Below are 20,946 nucleotides of genomic sequence, written 5' to 3' on the forward strand. Positions count from 1 at the left end.
TCTACCAGCCGCAGGTGCGGCCGGCGTTCTCCTTCGCCAGCCAGGCCCGCAGCGGGGCGAAGTACTCCAGCAGCGCCGAGGCGTCGGCGCGCCGGGTGCCGGTGAGGACCTGGTAGGCCTCCGGCCAGGGGCGCGAGGCGCCCAGCGCCAGCATGGCCTCGAGCTTGGCCCCGGCCGCCTTCGAGCCGTAGATGGAGCACTGGTGCAGCGGCCCCTTCCACCCGGCCGCCTGGCACAGCGCCTTGTGGAACTGGAACTGGTAGAGGTGCGCCAGGAAGTAGCGGGTGTAGGGCACGTTGGCGGCCACGTGGTACTTGGCGCCCGGGTCGAAGTCGGCCTCGCTGCGAGGCAGCGGCGGCGCCACCCCCTGGTACCTCGCCTTGAGCGCCCACCAGTCCTGGTTGTAGCGCTCCGGCGGGGTCTTGCCGGAGAAGACGTCCCAGCGCCACTGGTCGATGAGCTTGCCGAAGGGCAGGAAGGCCACCTTGGCCAGCGCCAGCTTGAGCTGCACGTTGACGGTCCCCTTCTCGTCCCTGGGCAGCCGGGCCAGCAACCCCACCTTCTTGAGGTAGCCGGGGGTGATGGAGAGGGCGATGGCGTCGCCGATGGCCTCGTGGAAGCCGTCGTTGGCGCCGTTCTGGAACAGCACCGGCAGGTGGACGTAGGCGCGCTGGTAGTAGTTGTGCCCCAGCTCGTGGTGCACCGTGATGAGGTCGTCCTCGTCCGGCTTGATGCACATCTTGATGCGCAGGTCGCCCGAGTAGGTCACGTCCCAGGCCGAGGCGTGGCAGACCACCTCGCGGTCGCGCGGCTTCACCAGCTGGGAGCGCTCCCAGAAGGTGGCCGGCAGCGGCGCGAAGCCCAGCGAGGAGAAGAAGTCCTCGCCCAGCTTGACGGTGCGGGTGGCGTCCCACCGCTGGCGCCGGAGCGCCCCGTCCACGTCGAGCGAGGGCTGGCCGCGGTAGGGCGTCAGGTCCGGGTAGAGGTTCTCCCAGCTCTGCGCCCACATGTTGCCGAGCAGGTGGGCCGGGATGGGCTGGCCGTCGCGGACCTTCTGCCTGCCGTGGCGCCGCTGCAGCTCGGCCCGCACGTAGCAGTGGAGCTGCTCGTAGAGCGGCCGCACCTCGCCCCACAGCCGGTCGGTGTCGGCCTCGAACTCGGCCGGCGTCAGGTCGTAGGCCGAGCGCCACAGGTCGCCCAGGTCGCGCACGCCCAGCTCGCGAGCCCCCTCGTTGCCCAGCTCCACCAGCCGCGCGTAGAGCGGCCGCATCTCGCGCGAGGTGGCGTGCCAGCCGGTCCAGGCCTCCTCGAGCTGGTCCCAGCTCCGGCTCTGCTTCAGCACCGCCTCCAGCTCGCCGAGGTCGCGGCAGCGCCCCTTCCCGTCGGCGCCGCACCACTTCCCCTTGCCGTACATCCCCTCCAGCCGGGTGGCCAGGGTGGAGAGCTCGGCGCGCCGGGCCGCGTCGGCCGGGGCCGGCAGGGTCTGGTTCACCTTGAGCAGCAGCAGCATGCGGCGGGTGTCGGCGTCCACCTCCACCCCGTCGAAGCGGGCCGCGGCGGCCGAGGCGCCGGAGAGGAAGGCCGCCAGGTCCTCGCCCATGGCCGCGGCGTTCCGCTCGGTGTCGTCGGTGATGAAGGTGGCCTGGATCCAGGAGGCCGTCTCGCGCCGCACCGAGAGCCGCTTGAGCTCGGCGTCGGCGCCCAGCGCGAAGGCGCGGGCCTCGGCGGCGGTGGGGCGCGGGGGCTGGCGGGCGGCCGCAGCGGGCGGCGCGGCGAGATCGGGCGGGGCCGGGTTCGGGGCGGACGAGGCCGGCGCCGCGGCGAGGGCCGCGGCCAGGAGGAGCGCGAGGGTCATGTGGGGACTCCGGGGGAGGCGGGGCTGGGGCCGCGGCCGGTTCGCCGGGCGCCGCAGGTTCGGCGGAGGCAGCCGGGGAGGCCGGTGCGACGCCTGGCTAGGCGCCGCGCCGATCGTTGGCGAAGGAGTTGGCGTGGTCGCGCGGCTCCTCCTCGACGCGGAAGAGCTGGCACTTCTCGCAGGACCAGGAGTCCCAGTCGCACTTCACGGCCACGTCGAGGCAGTTGTCGTAGTGGAAGCAGTAGAGGTTGCGGTGACCGGAGACCACGGTCTCGGAGCGGATGAGCTGCGAGAGCGGGGACGGGTTCGGATGGAAGGTCACGGGTGCTCCCGGGCGACCGCCGAGGGTCGAGGATTCCGCAAGAAGTTCCGGTGAAACTGCCTTTGACCGGCGCATGAGAAAATCCCCCGTTCGGGGGACACGGGCCAGGCCCTTGCGGCCACTGGGTTATAGACCATGTCGAAGGCGTTCGCGTAGAGGGGGCCCAGCCATGGGAGTGGCGACCTGCAGCGGTTGTGACGTGGTCTCCGGCGCCCGCGCAGTACCCGGAGGGGTGCTGCTGCGCCGGGACGGCTTCGCCCTGCACGCCCTGGACGGCCCCTCCCCGATCCCCGGCTGGCTGGTGCTGACGGCGGAGCGTCACTGCCGCGCCCTCTACGACCTCGACGAGGCGGCCGCCGCCGGGCTCGGGCCCCTGGTCCGGCGGGTCATGCTGGCCCAGCGGGCGGCGCTGGGGGCCGAGCACGTCTACCTGTTCGCCATTGGCGACGTGCTGCACCACTGCCACCTGCATCTGGTGCCGCGCTACGCCGCCACCCCCGACCGGCTGCGCGGGCGCGGGGCGTTCGAGGGGAGGCCCGAGGACCAGCGGCCGGAGGGGGAGCTGGCCGCGGCGGCGCGGCTGGTGGGCGACGCGCTGGCCGCCGGCTGACCGGCGCGGCTCCCGCTCGGCCTCACGGCAGCAACGAATCGAACCCGTCGCGGAAGGTGGGGTACCGCAGGGTGATCCCCAGCGCGGCGCGGGTGCGCGCGGACAGGATGCGCCGGTCGGGGCCGGGAGGGGCGGCGGCCCCGCTCGGCGGCGGGATGCCGAGCCGCCCGGCCAGCCAGGTGACCACCTCGCGCCGGGTCGGGGGGGCGGCGTCGCTGCCGTGGTAGGTGGCGCCGGGCGCCCCGCCGTCCAGCGCCGCCAGCACGAAGGCCACCGCGTCCGCCTGGTGGCAGAAGTTCATGAAGGCCCCGTCCCCAGGGCCGAGCGCCAGCGCCCCGCGCCGCACCCGCTCGATGGTGCCGGAGCGCCCCGGCCCGTAGAGGCCGGAGAGGCGCACCAGCCGCGCCGGCACGCCCAGGGCCGCGGGCGCGCCCAGCACCAGCCGCTCGGCCTCCACCAGCACCTCGGCGGTGGGGCTGGCCGGCGCGGGCGGGGTGGCCTCGTCCACGTCGGAGCCGTCGCGCTGGCCGAAGACGCCGGTGGAGCCGGTGTAGACGAAGGCGCCGCCGCCGCGCGCGCCGGCCGCCTCCAGGAGCGCGCGGGTGGAGGTGAGGTAGGCCGAGCGGTAGGCCTCCGGGGTGTCGGCCGAGGAGGACTGGCAGGCCACCACGGCGTCCACCCGGGGCAGGCGGCCGGCTGCGCCGGCGGCGGAGAGGTCGAGCGCCAGCGGCTCGATGCCGAGGGGCGCCAGGGCCGCGGCGCGGGCCGGATCGCGGCGCAGGCCGGTGACGCGATCTCCGCGGGCCACCAGGGCCCGGGCCACCGCCGTGCCGAGCCAGCCGCAGCCGGCCACCAGGACGTGCCTGGGGTGGGGCGCGGCGCTAGCCATGCACCCGGCTCCCGAGCTCCCGCATCCAGCGCTGCTCCTCCAGGGAGAGCGGCCCCTGGTCCAGCGCGGCCAGGTTCTGGCGGAGCTGCGCCGTGTCCTTCGGGCCGGTCAGCACCACGTCCACGTGCGGCGAGGAGAGGCAGAAGCGGTAGCAGTCGCCGGCCGTCATGACCGGGCCGGTCCAGCCGGCCGGGGCCCTGAGGAGCTTGCGCCAGGAGGTGGCGGTGTAGGCGATGACGGCCGGGCGGCGGCGCGCCAGGTGCGGGAAGACGTCGCGCTCGGCGCCGGGGTGGGCCGCGTTGTAGCGGAGCATGAGCGCGTCGAGCGGCGAGTCCTCGGCCAGCCGCCCGGCCCGCGGTCGGTCGTGGATGCTGACCGCCAGGGCCCGCACCGCGCCCGACTCGCGCAGCCGGACCAGCGCCTCCACCATGCCCTCGCTCCAGCGGGACATCTTCCCCAGCCAGTAGAGCTGCAGCACGTCGAGGTAGTCGGTGCCGAGCACCAGGCGGGCCCGGTCGACGTACCGGCCGAGCTGCCAGGGGAAGAGGGCCACGGTGGGCCCGCCGGCCACCACGTAGCGGGCCCGGTCGCGTGCCAGCGCCCGCTTGAGCGGCGGCGTCATGCGGGTGGCCCGCACGTTCCAGAAGACGTACTGGATCCGCTCCAGCCCCTCCTCGATGCCGGCCTCGTCGATGCCGAAGCTGGGGGCCAGCCCGAGCCGGAACAGGCCGCGCTGGCCCAGGGCCGGGACGTCGCGGTGGGTGAAGTCCTCGGGGGCGCCCATGGCTCAGCCCTTCAGGAAGGCGGCCGAGACCATGGCCCGGGCCTCCTCCTGGATGCGGGCCAGGTGGGCCTCGTCCCGGAAGGACTCGGCGTAGATCTTGTAGACGTCCTCGGTGCCGGAGGGGCGGGCCGCGAACCAGCCGTTGGCGGCGGTCACCTTGAGGCCGCCCAGGTCGGCGCCGTTGCCGGGGGCGCGCGTCAGCGTGGCGGTGATGGGCTCGCCGGCCAGGGTGGTGGCGGTGACCGCCTCGGGCGAGAGCCGCTTCAGGATGGCCTTCTGCGCCGGCGTGGCGGCGGCGTCCACCCGGGCGTAGACCGGCGCCCCCAGGGCGGCCACCAGCGCCTGGTAGCGGCGGCCCGGGTCCTCGCCCATGACCGCGGTGATCTCGGCCGCCAGCAGGTCCATGATGATGCCGTCCTTGTCGGTGGTCCAGGCGGTGCCGTCGCCGCGCAGGAAGGAGGCGCCGGCGCTCTCCTCGCCGCCGAAGCCGAGGGTGCCGCCGAGCAGCCCGTCCACGAACCACTTGAAGCCCACCGGCACCTCCACCAGGCGCCGGCCCAGCCGGGCCGCCACCCGGTCGATGAGCGCCGAGGAGACCAGGGTCTTGCCGACGCCGGCGTTCTTGGGCCAGCCCGGTCGGTGGGTGAAGAGGTACTCGATGGCCACCGCCAGGAAGTGGTTGGGGTTCAGGAGGCCCATCGACGGGGTGACGATGCCGTGCCGATCCGAGTCGGCGTCGTTGCCGAAGGCCAGGTCGAACTGGTCCTTGAGCTGCACCAGGTTCGCCATGGCGTAGGGCGAGGAGCAGTCCATGCGGATGCGGCCGTCGTGGTCGAGCGGCATGAAGGCGAAGCGCGGGTCCACCACCGGGTTGGTGACGGTGATGTCGAGCCCCAGCAGGTCGGCGATGACCGGCCAGTAGTGGGCGTTGGCCCCGCCCAGCGGATCGGCGCCCAGCCGGAGCCCGGCCTGGCGCAGCGCCCCCAGGTCGAGCACGCTGGCCAGGTCCTTCACGTAGGGGCGCACGTAGTCGCGCGCGTGGGTGGTGGGCGCCTTCAGCGCCCGCGCCCAGGGCAGGCGCTTCACCCCGGCGTTCCGGCCGGCCAGCAGCTCGTTGGCGCGCCGCTCGATCCAGCCGGTCACGTCGGTGTCGGCCGGGCCGCCGTTGGGCGGGTTGTACTTGATGCCGCCGTCCTCCGGCGGGTTGTGGCTGGGGGTGATGACGATGCCGTCGGCCAGGCCGCTCTGGCGCCCCAGGTTGTAGGTGAGGATGGCGTGCGAGATGACCGGGGTGGGCACCGGCGCCCCGCCCTCCGAGACCACCACCTCCACCCCGTTGGCGGCCAGCACCTCCAGGGTGGTGCGCTCGGCCGGCGCCGAGAGGGCGTGGGTGTCGGCGCCCAGGAAGAGGGGGCCGTCGATGCCCTGCTGGGCGCGGTACTCGGCGGTGGCCTGCGCCACCGCCAGAATGTGGCCCTCGTTGAAGGAGCGCCTGAGCGAGGAGCCGCGGTGCCCGGAGGTGCCGAAGGAGACCCGCTCGGCGGGGTTGGCGGGGTCGGGGGTCTCCGACTCGTAGCGGCGGAGCAGCTCGGCGAGATCGACCAGGACGTCCGCGGGGGCCGGCTTTCCGGCGAGGGGGTGGGCCATCCGGGCATCCTACAGCCAAGCCGCAGCGCGCGGCCGTCCTCCCGGGGTACCATCGGCGGGTGCTCCCGGCCCTCGCCATCGCCGCCGCCCTGGCCGCGCCCGTCGGGCCGGCCACCCTGGCCGCCACCCAGGCGCCGGCGGGCCTCGCCGCGACCCAGGCCGCCCTCCCCTCCCCGTTCGCGGCGCTCGAGCCCGGCCTCGAGCTGGCCCTGCTGCCGGGGCCGCCCACCGACTCCGGCGACGGCCTCATCGCGGTGGTGCGCATCGACCCGGCCCGCTTCCGGCTCACCCTGCTCAACGCCTCGGCCCCGGGGGAGGAGCGCCCGCGCACGGTGCGCGACTGGGCCTTCCGGGCCGGCGCATCGGCGGCCATCAACGCCAGCCTCTACCAGGCCGACTGGCGCACCGCCACCGGGCTGATGCGCTCGCGCGGCCACGTCAACCACACCCGCGTCGGCAAGGACCGGGCCGTGCTGGCCTTCGATCCCCTGGCCCCCGGGGTCGCGCCGGTCAAGCTGGTGGACCTCGACTGCGAGCCCCTCGAGGAGGCCGCCCGGACCTACGCCGGGCTGGTCCAGTCCATCCGCATGGTCTCCTGCGAGCGCAAGGGGGTCTGGGCCCCCTCGGCGCGCCGCTTCTCCACCGCCGCGGTGGGGGTGGACGGGGCCGGGCGGCTGCTCTTCATCCACGCCCGCTCCCCCTGGCCGGTGCACCTGCTGGTGGCGGCGCTGCTGGCGGCCCCCATCGACCTCCGGCAGGCCATGTACGTGGAGGGCGGGCCGGAGGCGCAGCTCTACGTGCGCGGCGGCGGCACCGAGCTGACGCGGGTGGGCGCCTCGGAGCACGGGCTGGAGGCGGCGGTGGGCCACCTGCCGGTGCCCAACGTGCTGGCGGTGATCCGGCGCTGAGGGAGGGCGGCGCGCCGGGCGGCCGCGCTCAGGCGCCGCGTCGGCCCGGCTGACCGGCCTCCCGGTCCAGCTGGAAGTCCCCCACCAGCGCCGCCAGCTCCTCGGCCTGGGCCGACAGCTCGGCGGCGGCCGACGACGACTCCTCCGCCGAGGCGGCGTTCTGCTGGGTGACCTTGTCCATCTCGGTGACGGCCCGGCTCACCTGGTCGATGCCGCCCGTCTGCTCCCTGGCCGCGGCGGCGATCTCCGACACCAGGGTCGAGACCTTGGCGACGCCGGTGACGATCTCGCCGAGCTTGCCGGCCACCTGGCGCGAGGTGGCCTCGCCCTCGCCGGCCTGGCGCACCGACTCGCGGATCAGCCCCTCGGTCTTCATGGCGGCCTCCTTGGAGCGGAGCGCCAGGCTGCGGACCTCCTCGGCCACCACCGCGAAGCCGCGGCCCGCGTCGCCGGCCCGGGCCGCCTCCACCGCGGCGTTGAGCGCCAGCAGGTTGGTCTGGAAGGCGATCTCGTTGATGTCCCGGATGATCTGCGAGGTGCCCTCGGCGCTGGCGCGGATCTTGTGCATGGCGCCCTCCATCTGCTCCACGGCGCGCGCCCCCTCCTCGGCGGAGGTGCGGGCGGCCTGGGCCAGCCCGTTGGCCAGCCCGGCGCTGCCGGTGGCCTGGCGGGTGATGCCCGCCACCGCCGCGATGCTGCTGGTGGTCTCCTCGAGCGCCGCCGCCTGCTGGGAGGCGCCGGTGGCCACGGCCTGCGAGGAGGCGGCGATCTGGCCGGAGGCCCCGGACACCTGGTCCACCGCCTCGGCCACCTGCACCAGGGCGCGGTGGAGCGCCTCGGCCGTGCCGTTGACGGCCTGCTTGATGCGGGCGTGATCCCCCGTGTAGGCGCCCTTGACGCGGGCCCTGAGGTCGCGGCGCGCCAGCGCCTCCAGGGTGGTGGCGGCCTCGTCGATGGGGGCCACCACGGCGTCCAGCGTGGCGTTGACGCCGTCCACGATGCGGGCGAACTCGCCGCGGTGGCGGGTCACGTCGGCCCGCACCTGCAGCTGCCCGGCCACCGCCGCCTCGGAGAGCAGCTGCACGTCGTCCGCCATGCCCTTCACCGCGCCGATGCAGCCGTTGAGGCTGTCGCGCAGGCGGGCGAAGTCGCCCTGGTAGGCGTCGGTGATGAGGGGCGGGATGGCGCCGCGCGAGAGGTCCTCGACGTAGCGGGCCGCCACGGTGAGCGGCCCGATGACGGCGTCCAGCGTCCGGTTCACCCCCTCGACCACCCGGCGGAAGTCTCCCTGGTGGCGCGTCGCGTCGGCGCGGGTGGTGAGCCGGCCCTCCACCCCGGCCTGGGCCAGGGTGTCGGCGTCGGCCACCAGCGCGTTCACCGCCTCGATGCACTGGTTGAGGTTGCGCTTCAGGGTGTCGAAGTCGCCGGCGTACTCGGCGGTGATCCTCTGCGGCACCTGCCCGCGCGAGAGCTGCTCCACGCAGCCGGCCGCCACGGTGAGCGGCCCGATGACCGCGTCGAGGGTGCCGTTGACCCCCTCCACCACGCGGCGGAAGTCGCCCTGGTGGCGCGAGGGGTCGGCCCGCTCGGAGAGGCGGCCGGCCTGGCCGGCCTCGGCCAGGCGGGTGGTGTCGGCCAGCAGGGCCTCCACCGCGTCGATGCACTGGTTCAGGCTGGTGCGCAGCAGGTCGAAGTCGCCCTGGGCCGGCACCTCGTTGCGGGGCGGGATGTCGCCCTGGCCGATGCGGGTCACGTAGGCCACCGTGGCCCGCAGCGGCAGCTCGAAGGCGTCCATCGTGTCGTTGAGGCCGCTCACCAGGGGGCGGAAGTCGGGGTGGTTGCCCTCCAGGTCGCCGCGCACGTCCAGGCGGCCGTGGCGCACGCCGTCGGCCACCGCGCCCAGGGTGGTGCGCAGCCGCTGGATGGCGCGGCCCACGGTGCGGGAGATGGTGAGGGCGGCCAGCCCCACCGCGCCGCCCAGCAGGAGCACGCCCAGCGCCAGCAGGACCATGCCGGCGCCCACCCGCCGGTCGGCCTGCCGCTCGAGCGCGGCGGCGCTGGCGTGCAGCACCTGCTCCAGGCCGTCCACGGCCGCCTGGTGCGCGGCGAAGGCCAGCTTGGCATTGTCCATGGCCTCGAGCGCCTGGAAGGCGTCGCCGTCCTCCACCGCCTTGGCGAGGGCCGCGGCCCCGGTGAACACCTCGGCGGCCGGGCGCAACACCGCCTCCAGCGCCGACCGCTCGGCCGGCGCCAGCTCGACCTTGGACCAGTCGGCCGAGGCGTCCTCGAAGTGCTTCCGCTCGTGCTCGAGCTCGACCAGCAGCGCGGTCCGCTTGGCGGCGTCGTACTCCTGCGAGAGGCGCAGGGTCACCAGCCAGCCCTGCACGATGAAGAGGCGCGGCGGGGCGGCGTCGGCCAGGAGCTCCTTGCGCTCGAGGATCTGCTGGTAGATCGGGCCGTTCACCTGGGTGGCGCGCAGCGGCAGCCAGGTGAGGAGGAAGACCAGCACCAGGCCGCCGACGGCCAGCGCGGCCAGGGCGCGCAGCGCGCTGGTGAGGGGGAGCCGTTCCAGGAAGGCGCGCATCGGTGTCCTCGGGCCGCGGGTCCAGCCAGGCTGCCGTCGCAGGAAGCGCGCCATGCCCGCGGGGCGGGGAACACCCCTGGTTCGGGCCTTTCCAGGGGGTGGTCGAGGCGGAGGCGAGGTGCGCCCTGGACCCAGGGCGGCCGGAACCCGGGCGGGGGGACCTCCCCGGAGGGGAGAGGGAGCTGACCAGGTGAGCGCTGGAACCCCTCACCCCGGCCCTCTCCCCGGAGGGGAGAGGGAGCAGACGATCGGAGCCCTCTCACCCGTGAAGCGAGAGGGAGCAGGCGGTCGGAGCCCTCTCACCCGTGAAGCGTGAGGGAGCAGGCGGTCGGAGCCCTCTCACCCGTGAAGCGTGAGGGAGCAGGCGGTCGGAGCCCTCTCACCCGTGAAGCGAGAGGGAGCAGGCGGTCGGAGCCTCTCACCCGTGAAGCGAGAGGGAGCAGGCGGTCGGAGCCCTCTCACCCGTGAAGCGAGAGGGGGCGGGCGGGGAGCCCTCTCACCCTTGAAGCGAGAGGGAGCAGGCGGTCGGAGCCCTCTCACCCGTGAAGCGAGAGGGAGCAGGCGGTCGGAGCCCTCTCACCCGTGAAGCGAGAGGGAGCAGGCGGTCGGAGCCCTCTCACCCGTGAAGCGAGAGGGAGCAGGCGGTCGGAGCCCTCTCACCCGTGAAGCGAGAGGGAGCAGGCGGTCGGAGCCCCTCACCCGTGAAGCGAGAGGGAGCAGGCGGTCGGAGCCCCCTCTCCCCCAGCTTGCTGGGGGAGAGGGATGGGGTGAGGGGGCCAGGGTGAGGAGGCGGGGCCAGGAGGACCGGGCCCCTCAGGCCCCGCCGCCCCGCACCGTGAAGCGGCTCACCGCCGCCGGGGCCAGGCCACCCGGCAGCCAGACCTCCAGCCGCTGCGCCCCGGGCCTCGCCTGGAGCCGGCCGGTGAAGGGCGGCGCCAGCTCCAGCACCTCGGCGCCGGCGCGCAGCGTGACGCGCGCGGTGCCCCGCGGCACCAGCAGGCGCACCGGGATGGCCTGCGCCCCGTCCGGCAGGCCGGCCTCGACCAGGTACTCGTCGCCGTCGGCCGGCAGCAGGATGGCGAGCCGCTCCGGGCCGGCGTCCACCACCTCCTCGGTCTGGAGCCCCTCCGCCTTCGCCCAGGCCCGGTAGCGCGGCCCCAGATCGAGCACCGGCCGCTCCCGGCCGCGCCCGCCGGCCAGGAGGTGCATGTCGCAGGGCGCCGTGGGCGCGCTGCCGGGCAGGAAGACCTCCTCGAGCCCTCCCGGGCAGGCGGGTCCGGCCAGCCGGCCGGAGAGCGGGCAGACGCGGGCCGGCTGGAAGGCCCGCCGGTCCACCAGCGGCGCCGCGGGCAGGCCCCGCATGGCCCGCGCCAGCACCCGGGCGAAGATGGGGCCGGCCCCGGCGATGCCGGAGACCTGGCGCATGGGGCGGCCGTCGAAGCTGCCCACCCAGACCGCCACCGTCCGCTCGGCGGTGTAGCCCACCGTCCAGTTGTCCACCGAGGCGCGCGAGGTGCCGGTCTTGGCCGCCACGCGGAAGGGGAGCCGCAGCGCGTTGTCGAGGCCGAAGGCCGGGGCCCGGGCCGCCTCGTCGGAGAGCACGTCGGTGAGCAGCGCCACGGCCGGCGCCGGGAGGAAGCGGCGCGGCGCCAGCTCGGCGGCGGGCGCCAGCGGGCGGCCGGCGGCGTCCCAGGCGGCCCGCACCTCGCGCAGCGGCTCGAGCAGGCCGCCGCGGGCCAGCCCCCGGTAGCCGCGGGCCAGCTCGCGCAGCGTGACGTCTCCGTTGCCCAGCACCAGCCCCGCGCCGTAGCGGGCGGCGTCGCCCTCCAGCGAGGTGAAGCCGGCGGCGCGCAGGGTCTGGAGCAGCTGATCCACCCCCAGCGCCTCCACCAGGTGGACCGCCGGCACGTTGTAGCTGTTCTGCAGCGCGGCCCGCAGCCGCACCGGCCCGTGCTCGCGCCGGTCGTAGTTGCGAGGCATCCAGGCGCCCACCGGCGTGCCGAAGGCCACCTCGACGTCGGGCAGCAGCGTGGCCGGGGTGAAGCCTCGCGCCAGCCCCAGCCCGTAGGCGAAGGGCTTGAGCGCCGAGCCGGGCTGGCGGCGCGCCCGCACCCCGTCGTTCTGGCCGCCGGCCGCCCCGTCGTGGAAGGCCGCCGACCCGGCGTAGGCCAGCACCTCGCCGCTCTGGTTGTCCACCACCAGCGCGGCGGCGTTGGGCAGCCGCTCGTCGGCCTGGAGCTCGCCGGCCAGGATGGCCTCGACGTCGGCCTGCAGCGACGGGTCGAGGGTGGTCTCCACCCGGGTGGCCCGCTCCAGGCCGAGGGCTCCGAGCGACCCGACCAGCGCCTCCACCAGGTGGGGCGCGGCGAAGGCGCGGGTCGGCGGCGTGAGGTCGAGCGGGGCCGCCCCGGCCAGCCGCGCCTCCTCGGCCGTGAGGTGGCCCAGCCGCGCCATGCGGGCCAGCACGGCCCGCCGCGGCGCCGCCAGCGCCTCCGGCCGGCGCCACGGGTCGAGCCGCGAAGGGGCCCTGGCCAGCGCCGCCAGCAGCGCCGCCTGCCCGGCCGAGAGCGTGCGGGCCGGGCGGGCGAAGTAGCGCCCCGCGGCCGACTCCACCCCGAAGAGGTCCGGCCCCAGCGGCACGCGGTCGAGGTAGGCGCGCAGCACGGCCTGGTCGTCGAGGTGGGCCTGCAGCCGCAGCGCCCAGAGCGCCTCCTGGACCTTGCCCAGGAGGGTGCGCGGCCGCGGCACCAGCGCCCGGGCCAGCTGCATGGCCAGGGTCGAGCCCCCGGAGACGACACGGCGGGCGCGCAGGTCCTGCCAGGCCGCGCGGGCCAGGGCCAGGGGATCGACGCCCGGGTGGCGGCCGAAGCGGGCGTCCTCCGAGGCCACGAAGGCGGCCTGCACCAGCGGCGGCACCGGCTCGTCCGGCGGGAGCGGCACGGCTCGCCCGTCGGCGCGGGAGGCCACCTCGCGCAGCAGGCCGCCCTCGCGATCGGTGAAGCGCACCGCCGCCACCGGCCTCCGCTCCAGCAGCCCGGCCGGCAGCGGGGCCAGCACGAAGGCCGAGGCCGAGAGCAGCGCCGCGCCGAGGAGGGCGAGGGCCAGGCGGGCGGCGGTCACCTCCCCTCCACCACCACGGTGAAGGTGCCGCCGTCCGACCGCCCGAAGACCTCCGGGGCGTACATCTGCTCGGCCTGGGCCGGCGCCAGCGTCCACTCGCCGGGCGTGGTGGCCCGCGCCACGAAGCTGGTGAGGTGCACCCCGGGCGGCAGCCGGTCGGCGAACAGCACCAGCTGGTCGTCGCGCCGCTCCTCGTGGTCGAAGGGCGACCAGAAGGTGGTGGCCCAGGCCCCCTCCCCGGCCCTCTCCTCGCCCAGCGCGGCGCCGGCGGCGCCGTCCGCCGAGCCGTCGTACCCCTCGCCGGGCCCCTCCTCCCTGGCGCTGCGCCGCAGCAGCGCGGTCGAGGCCAGCGTGGTGTCCACGATCTCCAGCCCGGCCGGCAGCGGCACGGTGACCGCCAGGAAGCGGCGCTCCTGCGACGAGGCCACCCGCACCCGCACCCGCACCAGGTCGCCGGCGCGGGCCGCCCGCACCTGCCCGCCGCCCCCGTAGGGCTCGAACCAGCGCTGCACGAAGAGGCCGCGCTCCAGCGGCGCCACCGGCATGACCTGCGGGGCGTAGCGCAGCAGCGCCCCGTAGTACAGGACCCCGGCCGTGCCGTCGCGCCGGAAGTCGAGCGGCAGGGCCGCCGCGCCGGCGCCACCCGCCGCCGGCAGCGCCGCGGCCGGCACCGTCACCGCCGTCACCTCGGTGGTCCGCCCCTGGAACGGCGCCGACGCCACCTCCTTGCCTCCCAGGGTGACCCGCCCGGTGAAGGCCGGCACCTCGCGCTCCTTGACGCGCACCACCTCGGTGAGCGCCATGAGGGCGTGGGCCGCCTCCTGGGTGGTGGCGAAGCGGCCGTCCGGCCCGCGCGCCCGCGCCAGGTAGGCGGCCAGCTTGCCGACCCAGGGGTGCTCCGGCGAGACGTCGACCAGGGTATGCAGCAGCAGCGCCGAGGAGCGCACGTCGGAGGACCAGAGCGAGGCGTAGGAACGCGGGTCCTGCTCCTCGAGGTGGACCTCGGTCGGCGCCTCCTTGGCCAGGTTCAGGAGCTCCTGCAGCAGCGCGCGCGCCTGGGGGCGGTCGCCGCCGCCGACGAACATGGCGTCGGCCAGCTGCGCCCTGGCGAAGAGCGGGAGCGCGGCGCGCCGGGCGTACAGCTCGGCGTAGCCGCTGGCGCGCGGCGCCCGGGTGCGCGCCAGGGCGTGCAGCGCCGCCACCCGCACGGCGTCGCCCGGCGGGGTGCAGCCGAAGCCGCAGCGGGTGCAGCGGCCGGCCGCCACCGTCTCGGCCAGGTAGCGCTGCCCGCGCGCCAGCGACGCCGGGTCCACCGGGTAGCCCACCTCGGCGGCGCGGCCCAGCGCCAGCACCGCGTACGAGGAGGCGTACTCCGAGGAGCAGGTCGAGCTGCTCCAGTACCGGTAGCCGCCGTCGGGCCCCTGCAGCGCCTCGATGGCCCGCACCGTCCGCTTCACGATCTCGTCCGGATCCCGGCTGCCGAGCCGGTCGCCGGCCCCCTCGTCGAGCCAGGCCGGCGGCGCGCCGGGCGCCAGCGGCAGCTTGAAGCGCCCCGCCACCTCGCGGACCGCCACGAACGGCACCAGCCGCGACGCCAGCTGCTCCAGGCAGCCGTGCGGGTACTCCACCAGCTGCCGCAGGTTCTCGGCGAAGCCGCCCAGGGCCGTGGAGGCCAGCGTCACGGTGAGCCCGCCCACGTCGGCGCGGATCCCGCCGGGCGGCAGCAGCCCCTCGCGCCGGAGGTCGCGCGTCTCGCCCGCCACCGCCACCGCCTCCAGCGCCACCGGGAGCAGCACCGGCAGCCGCTGCTCCAGGCCGTCCCGCTCCCCGCCGCCCTCCACCCGGAACCGCAGCACCGCCTGCCCGGGGCGCTCGGCCCGGAAGCCGAAGCGCACCTCGGCGCGGCCGGCCACCAGCGCCACCCGCTGCGCGGCCGGGCCGGTGAGCGTGAGCCCCTCGGCCTCGGCCCGGACCTCCACCTCCTTCACCGCCACGCCCGGGGCGTGCACCACCACGCCCGCCTCGAACCGATCGCCCACCCGCGCCAGCCTCGGCAGCGCCGGCAGCGCCAGCAGCGGCTGCTCGACCCGCACCGAGGCGGTGGCCCCGCCGGCCAGGTCGCCGCGGGTCACCGCCACCGCCATGAGCCGGTAGGTGGTCAGGTTGTCCGGCAGGTCGAAGGCCACGCTGGCCCGGCCGTCGGCCCCGGTCACCACCTCCGGGGCGAAGAGCACCGTGGTCTTGAACTCGGAGCGGAAGCCGCTGCCCACCCCGTCCCCGCCGCCGCCGCCACCGCTGCTGAGCCCCTTCTCGCCGTAGCGGCGCCGCTCCACCAGGTGCAGCAGCGGCTCGCCCACCCGCACCGAGAGCGGCCGCGGCGGGTGGAGCAGCTCCACCGGGTCCGGCGGCTGGTACCCGGTGAGGCGCAGGACCGCCTCGTCCACCGCCCAGACGGTCACCTCGGCCGGCACGCCCTGCCCGCGCCAGTCCTTCACCTCCACCGCCACCTGCACCCGCTGGCGGGGGCGCTTCACCGCCGCGTCCGGCGTGAGCGCCACCGCGAGCCGCCTGGAGCGCTTCTCCACCTGCAGCTGCACGTACCCCACCTTGACGGCCGGGCGGCCGGGATCGGCCTCCTCGGCCGCGGGGTCGGGCGCGGCCACCCGCCCGCGCGCCAGCACCACCGAGACGAAGACGTTGGGGAGGTCCTCCTCGCCGAGCGGCACCTCCAGGGTGGTGGCGGCGCCGGTCAGCCTGAGGCGGCGGGCCGAGCGCACCCCCTCGCGCTCCACCGTGAGCAGCGCCTCGGCCTCGGGCCAGGGGCTCTTCACCAGCAGCCGCGCCGTGTCGCCAGGCTGGTAGCGGTCGCGGTCGGCCACCAGCTCCAGCCGGTCGGTGTCCTCGCGCTGCCAGGAGACCCAGCCGCTGCCGGTGGCGTAGAAGGGCAGCCGCGTCACCTGCCGCCGCCCGGCCTGGTCGGTCACCGCCACCTCCGCCACGTGCTGCCCCGGCTTGCCCGGGGTGAAGGCGCAGGTCACCGGCTCGGCCGCGCTGGTGAGGGCGCAGGCCGCCAGCGGCTCCTCGACCAGCTCGTTGACGCTGGACCACTCGCCGCCGGCCAGCTTCTTCTTCACGAAGCGCCACTCGCGCCGCTTCACCTGCACCTCCAGCCTGGCGCCCGCCTGGCGCGTCCCGTCCGGCGCCACCGCCACCACCTCCACCCCGTCGGCCCGTCCCGCCTCGGCGAAGCCGCGCCCGGGGCGCCGCGCGCCGGCGTAGAGGGCCGCCGGGTGGACGGTCACCGCGGTGCGGGCCGCCACCCGCTGCCGGCTGACGTCCTCCACCTCGGCCTCCAGGGTGTAGGTCCAGGTCCGGTTGGCCAGCGCCTCGACCCGGCCGGCGTCGATGGCCAGCGCCCCGCCCGGCCCGGTCAGCCCCTCGCCCGCCCCGGCCACGTCGGAGGAGCGCTGCGGCTCGCCGTCGTCCCACCACCAGCTCAGCAGGCCGAAGGCGAAGCCGGCGTGGCCCGGCGGCTCGAAGTCGGTGGTCTCGCGCCCCACCGTCCAGCGGACCGGCGCGCCGGGCAAGGCGCCGCCGAACAGGTAGCGAGCCACCACCTCGGCCCGCAGGGGATCCCCGGCGGTGAGCGAGGGCGACGGCGCCGCCACGTCCACCTTGAACTGCGGCGCCCGGTAGGCCTCCACCCGGAACGAGGCCTGGTACCCGAGCACCCCGCCCTCCACCGGCACCGTGGCGCTCACCTGGGCCCCGCCCAGCGGGGCGTCGGCCGGCAGCGGCACCTCGGCCGAGAAGGTGCCGAAGGCGGTGAGCGGCACCTGCTTCTCCAGCAGCACCTGCCCGCGCGCGGCCACCACCTTCAGGGTCACCGGCGTGCCGGCGGCGGGCGCGGCCTGCCGTCCCAGCCGGAGGGCGCGCACCAGCCCCTTCAGGTGGGCGGTCTCGCCGGGGCGGTAGAGGCCGCGCTCGGCCCAGACCCCGCCGAGCTCGCGCGGGGTCTTGCCGTCCCAGCCGGCCGGCAGGTCGAAGGCCCAGGGCGAGAACCCACCCGACCAGCTGGAGAGGGTCACCCCGGTGTCGTCGCCCAGGCGGGCCGCCAGCAGCGCGAAGGGCACGCCGTCGTACTGGTCCCGCGCCGGCGGCAGGAGCTCGGCCAGCCCGGGGAGGCGCCCCAGCCCGTCGGCGTCGGTGGCCCCGCTCCAGCGCTCGGCGCCGGTCCGGTCGTACAGCGCCAGCCGCGCGCCCGCCACCGCCGCGCCGTCGGAGAGGCGGGTCACCCAGGCCAGGCCCGAGGTGGCGCCCAGCTTGGCGTGGACCGCGAGATCGGTGAGCTGGCCCAGGACCACGCTGCGCCGGCGCCAGCCCTCCCAGGCCTCCTTCACCACCACCTCCGGCGCCACCACCTCCACCGCGAAGAGCGTGGCGCCGCTGCCGGCCAGGTGCTGCCGCACCGGCACCGGGAAGGAGCGGGTGGCGTTGCGCTCGGTCCTCACGTCCAGCGAGCGCAGCGGCGCCGCGGAGAAGTCGAGCCCGCCGGCCCGATCGGCGGCCAGGGCGCGCGCCAGGGCGCCGGGGGTGAGGGGCAGCGTCCTCACCTGCAGCGCCGACAGGTTCACCGCGCTGGCCGGCAGGCCGCCGTCGCCGGAGGCCTCGAGCAGCACCAGGTCGGACGGCAGCTCGAAGCCGGGCGCCAGGTCGCGGAAGGCAACCTCCGCGGTGAACGGGGCGGCCAGGGCCTGGCCGAAGACGTCCTTCACGCCCGCCGCCACCGTCACCTGGTACCGCCGGCCCGGCCGGAAGCGCCCCGGCAGCGTGACCCGCTGCGCCGAGGCGGCCGCCTCGTCCCACTGGAGCTCGACCGGCGGCTGCACCGTCACCCGCCCCTTCAGCGAGGCCAGGTCCACCTCGTTGCTGGTGGTGAAGGTGAGCGGGCCCCAGTGGCAGCCGGCCTCCTCCCACGGGCAGGCCGCCAGCCCGCCGAAGGCCAGCGCCCCGAAGGTCCGGAAGGCGCTCCGGTGCTCGGCCTCCATGGTGAGGGGCCCGGCCTGCCCGGCCAGCGCGCCGTCCACCACGAGCACCACCTCCGCGTCGAGCGGCAGGGGGCGGGTGGGCCGAAGGTCGTAGCGGACCTGGCGGGTGGCGTCGTCGGCGCCCGCCAGGCCGGGCCGCTGCCGGCCGCGCCGCGCCTCCTCGGCCGCTCGCGCCGCGGCCACCGGCACGGCCGTCACCCCGAAGGGCCAGGGGCGGCCGCCCACCAGCAGCCGCGCGTGGCCCGCCAGGTCGGCCACGGGCTGGTCGAAGAGCAGCGCCACCACCTGGTCGGCGGTGGCCCAGCGGAACCCGGGAGCGGGCGAGACCTCCTGCAGGGCCGGGCGCTGGGTCTCGAAGGAGAAGGTGGTGGGCTCCGCCAGCACCGCGCCGTCGAGGGACCGCACGCCCGCCGGCACGGTCACGGTGAACGCGGTGGCGGGCGGCAAGCGCGCCGTCGGCTGGAACTCGGCCGTGGCCGAGCCGAGCCAGCGCCACTCGCCGGGCACGGCTGGCGCCAGGGTGAAGCCAGGCGGCGCCGCGGTGGCCTCCACGGTGCCGAGCGCCACCACCGGGCGGGAGAAGGTCACGGCGGGGCGGACGTCGCCCGCCACCCGGCCCTGCGGGCGGGCCACCACCACCGCCAGCGCGCCGCCGTCACCTGGCAGCGCCTCCTGCGCCACCGACAGGAGCGGCGGCTCCGGCAGGGGCGAGAGCGCCACCGCGCCTCCTCCCTGGCCGGACCTCGGGGCGCAGCCGCGGCCGCAGGCGGCCAGGGCCAGCAGGGCGGTGGCGGCCAGCAGGGCGCGACGACCGGGAGCGCCGGCCGAGGTGGCGCGCGGGCGCGCCGGGCGGGCGAGGGGGGCGACAGGGTGCATGGGGCTCCTCCGTGATCCCCACCCCTTCAAGGACGGGGCCAGCGGCGGAGCGGGCCCGTGGGCGGGCTGGTTGCGGACGGTGTGTCTGCCGCGCCGCGGCTGGCGGCCGATCTGGACACACGCCCGGACGCAGGGCAACGCCGGGCTGGGGCCCGGTCGGGGCGCGCCCCTACCCCCCGGTCATGGAGAGGACCGCCACCGCAGGCAGGACGCCCTTTCCCGGCGCGGCCCTGTCTGCAGCGCGCGGCGACGGCGCGATCTCGGCCGCAGCCAGGGATCCTGCGGCGGGCAGGAGCACGCGGAAGGTGCTGCCGCGCCCCAGGTCGCTCTCCACGGTCACGGCCCCGGCGTGGGCCCGCACGATTCGCCGCACCGTGGCCAGCCCCAGCCCGGTGCCCCGCCCCACCGGCTTGGTGGTGAAGAACGGCTCGAAGACCTTGCAGAGGAGGTTCGGCGCGATGCCGGTGCCGGCGTCGGCCACCGCAAGCTCCACGTAGGCGCCGGCCGCCAGGCCGAGCAGCGCCGCCTCCGACCTGTCCAGGTGGAGGTCCCGGGCGGTCAGCCTCACCTGCGCGGGCAGGCCGGGCCAGGCGGCATCCCGGGCGTTCACCCCGAGGTTGAGGAGCACCTGCTCGAGCGCCACCGGGTCGCCCCGCACCGCCCACAGCTGGTCCGGCCAGGCGGCCTCCAGCAGGGCGCCCGGACCGAGGGCCGCCCGCACCGCCTGGACCGCCCGCCCGAGGAGGCCGGCCGTGTCGACCAGCTCCCGCGTCGGGGCCTCGCCGCGGGCGAAGTCCAGCACCTGCCGGACCAGCGCCTGCGCCCGCCTGGCGCCGTCCTCGACCTCGGCCAGCGCCTCGCGCGCCTCGGCCCCGAGCGGCGCCTCGGCCAGCGGACCCAGCCCGGCCAGGATGGGCACCAGCACGTTGTTGAGATCGTGGGCCAGCGAGCCGGCCAGCTGCCCCAGCGCCTCGACCCGCTGCGCCCGGTCCAGCTCGTCCCGCAGGCGCCGCTCGGTGGTCAGGTCGCGCTTGACGGCCACGAAGTGCGCCGCCGCGCCGTCCGGGCCGGCCACCGGCGCGATGGTGAGCGCCTCGACGTAGCGGGAGCCGTCGGCGCGCCGGTTGACCAGCTCGCCGCGCCAGGTCCGCCCGCTGGTGATGGTCGCCCAGAGCTCGCGGTAGCGCTCGACGGGCGTCTCGCCCGACTGCAGGAAGGCCGGGGTCCGGCCCACCGCCTGGTCGGCCCGGTAGCCGGTCAGGGCCGTGAAGGCCGGGTTGACCCACTCGATGACGCCGTCGACGCGCGCCAGCACCACCGCCTCGCCGGCCGCCTCGAGGGCCGCGGTCCGGAGCCGCAGCGAGGCGGCCAGCTGGCCGAAGGCCTCCTCGCGCTGCGCCAGGACCTGCGGCGCCCTCGACGCGGCCAGCGCCACCGCCGTGAACCAGCGCCCCGAGGCCCCGGGCGCTGGCGCGCCGACGGCGCGCAGGTGCACCCAGGCGGTGGCGCCGGCGGGCCGCCGCAGCGCCACCTCCGCGCTCGCCGCCTCACCAGTCGCCAGGGCGGCGACCAGCCTGGCCACCTCGGGCTGGTCCTCGGCGGCGGCCAGGGCGGCCAGGGGCAGCCCCACCAGCCACGCCGCCGGGCGCCCCACCATCCGAGCCGCCGCGGCGCTGGCCTGCTCCACCCCGCCGTGGCGATCCAGGGACAGGAGCCCCACCCCCAGCCGCTCCAGGGCCCCGCACCATTCGGCGCGGCCGCAGGCCACCTCGGGCACCCTGCCCCGCTGCTCGCTCCAGGCGTCGGCCTCGGCCACTTCGGCCCGGAGCCGCCCGGCGGCCTCGCCCAGCCGCGCCGCCAGGGCCGGCAAGCCGGAGGGGATCGGGTAGAGCGCCACCGCCCCCCGGGCCAGCGCCCGGCTGGTGAGCTCCTGCTCCACCTCGGTGGCCACCGCCACCACCAGCGCCTGGGGCGCCAGCGCCCCGACCAGCCCCAGGGTGGCCAGCCAGGGGCCCCCGCCTGAGAGGTCGATCACCACCGCGCCGTGACCACCCGCCAGCAGCGCATCGGCTGCCGCGTCCACCGAGGCGGCCAGGTCGACCTGCCCCACCCCGTCCACCTCGGCGAGCAGGGCGGCCAGGCGGTCGCGCAGCGCGCCGGGCGCCTGCACCAGCAGGACCTGGAGGCCACGGGGCGGCGGCGGCGGGCGGGCGTCTCTCACGCGGCCGCATGTTCCCCCCAGCGCTGGCGCCGCGACAGCGGGCCTCCGCCGGAATCGCGTGTCGGGTGATCACCCTTCCCCG

The 20,946-nt window shown here is 76.8% G+C and carries 11 protein-coding genes; 2 read left to right on the top strand and 9 right to left on the bottom strand.

Features of this window, described 5'->3' with window-relative positions:
• Position 1: 1 nt before the first annotated feature.
• Positions 2 to 1,855, bottom strand: coding sequence for a M2 family metallopeptidase (locus tag IPO09_09370; GenBank protein MBK9517545.1), 1,854 nt, complete (start codon positions 1,853 to 1,855; stop codon positions 2 to 4).
• A 97-nt stretch (positions 1,856 to 1,952) separates the two neighbouring features.
• Positions 1,953 to 2,177, bottom strand: coding sequence for a hypothetical protein (locus IPO09_09375; GenBank protein ID MBK9517546.1), 225 nt, complete (start codon positions 2,175 to 2,177; stop codon positions 1,953 to 1,955).
• Positions 2,178 to 2,346: 169 nt separating this feature from the next.
• Between IPO09_09375 and IPO09_09380 the strand changes: the two genes are divergently transcribed.
• Complete coding sequence (locus IPO09_09380) at positions 2,347 to 2,787, top strand: HIT family protein (GenBank protein MBK9517547.1); 441 nt, start codon at positions 2,347 to 2,349, stop codon at positions 2,785 to 2,787.
• Between the two features lie 22 nt (positions 2,788 to 2,809).
• On the opposite strand, the gene IPO09_09385 is transcribed toward IPO09_09380, so the two are convergent.
• The 3 genes from IPO09_09385 to IPO09_09395 are packed head-to-tail and all read right to left on the bottom strand — an operon-like array spanning position 2,810 to position 6,107.
• Positions 2,810 to 3,676, bottom strand: a complete 867-nt coding sequence (locus tag IPO09_09385) for an NAD-dependent epimerase/dehydratase family protein (protein MBK9517548.1) — start codon at positions 3,674 to 3,676, stop codon at positions 2,810 to 2,812.
• Positions 3,669 to 4,460, bottom strand: coding sequence for an aldo/keto reductase (locus tag IPO09_09390; GenBank protein MBK9517549.1), 792 nt, complete (start codon positions 4,458 to 4,460; stop codon positions 3,669 to 3,671). Before IPO09_09390 ends, IPO09_09385 begins: the two co-directional genes overlap by 8 nt.
• A 3-nt stretch (positions 4,461 to 4,463) precedes the next feature.
• A complete protein-coding gene (locus tag IPO09_09395) occupies positions 4,464 to 6,107 on the bottom strand; it encodes an alpha-D-glucose phosphate-specific phosphoglucomutase (protein MBK9517550.1) in 1,644 nt (547 codons plus the stop codon).
• A gap of 116 nt (positions 6,108 to 6,223) precedes the next feature.
• On the opposite strand from IPO09_09395, the gene IPO09_09400 reads away from it, so the two are divergent.
• Positions 6,224 to 7,015, top strand: a complete 792-nt coding sequence (locus tag IPO09_09400; GenBank protein ID MBK9517551.1) for a phosphodiester glycosidase family protein — start codon at positions 6,224 to 6,226, stop codon at positions 7,013 to 7,015.
• Between the two features lie 28 nt (positions 7,016 to 7,043).
• Here IPO09_09400 and IPO09_09405 read toward each other — a convergent pair whose 3' ends face one another.
• The 4 genes from IPO09_09405 to IPO09_09420 form a co-directional block, all read right to left on the bottom strand.
• A complete protein-coding gene (locus IPO09_09405) occupies positions 7,044 to 9,599 on the bottom strand; it encodes a chemotaxis protein (GenBank protein MBK9517552.1) in 2,556 nt (851 codons plus the stop codon).
• A gap of 813 nt (positions 9,600 to 10,412) precedes the next feature.
• Positions 10,413 to 12,719, bottom strand: coding sequence for a transglycosylase domain-containing protein (locus IPO09_09410; GenBank protein MBK9517553.1), 2,307 nt, complete (start codon positions 12,717 to 12,719; stop codon positions 10,413 to 10,415).
• Positions 12,716 to 18,643 (bottom strand): Ig-like domain-containing protein, encoded by a 5,928-nt coding sequence (locus tag IPO09_09415; GenBank protein MBK9517554.1) that lies wholly within the window; start codon positions 18,641 to 18,643, stop codon positions 12,716 to 12,718. The genes IPO09_09410 and IPO09_09415 overlap by 4 nt, the downstream gene beginning before the upstream one ends.
• A gap of 169 nt (positions 18,644 to 18,812) precedes the next feature.
• Positions 18,813 to 20,864 carry a PAS domain S-box protein gene (locus IPO09_09420; GenBank protein ID MBK9517555.1) on the bottom strand — a complete coding sequence of 684 codons (2,052 nt, stop codon included), beginning with the start codon at positions 20,862 to 20,864 and terminating at the stop codon, positions 18,813 to 18,815.
• Positions 20,865 to 20,946 lie beyond the last annotated feature (82 nt).

The organism is Anaeromyxobacter sp. (assembly GCA_016718565.1).
Lineage (GTDB): Bacteria > Myxococcota > Myxococcia > Myxococcales > Anaeromyxobacteraceae > JADKCZ01.

Bases quoted from the DNA above. Each gene is read 5' to 3' on its own strand.
- IPO09_09370 (MBK9517545.1), bottom strand. From the start codon at position 1,855: ATGACCCTCGCGCTCCTCCTGGCCGCGGCCCTCGCCGCGGCGCCGGCC.
- IPO09_09395 (MBK9517550.1), bottom strand. From the start codon at position 6,107: ATGGCCCACCCCCTCGCCGGAAAGCCGGCCCCCGCGGACGTCCTGGTC.
- IPO09_09390 (MBK9517549.1), bottom strand. From the start codon at position 4,460: ATGGGCGCCCCCGAGGACTTCACCCACCGCGACGTCCCGGCCCTGGGC.
- IPO09_09405 (MBK9517552.1), bottom strand. From the start codon at position 9,599: ATGCGCGCCTTCCTGGAACGGCTCCCCCTCACCAGCGCGCTGCGCGCC.
- IPO09_09415 (MBK9517554.1), bottom strand. From the start codon at position 18,643: ATGCACCCTGTCGCCCCCCTCGCCCGCCCGGCGCGCCCGCGCGCCACC.
- IPO09_09380 (MBK9517547.1), top strand. From the start codon at position 2,347: ATGGGAGTGGCGACCTGCAGCGGTTGTGACGTGGTCTCCGGCGCCCGC.
- IPO09_09385 (MBK9517548.1), bottom strand. From the start codon at position 3,676: ATGGCTAGCGCCGCGCCCCACCCCAGGCACGTCCTGGTGGCCGGCTGC.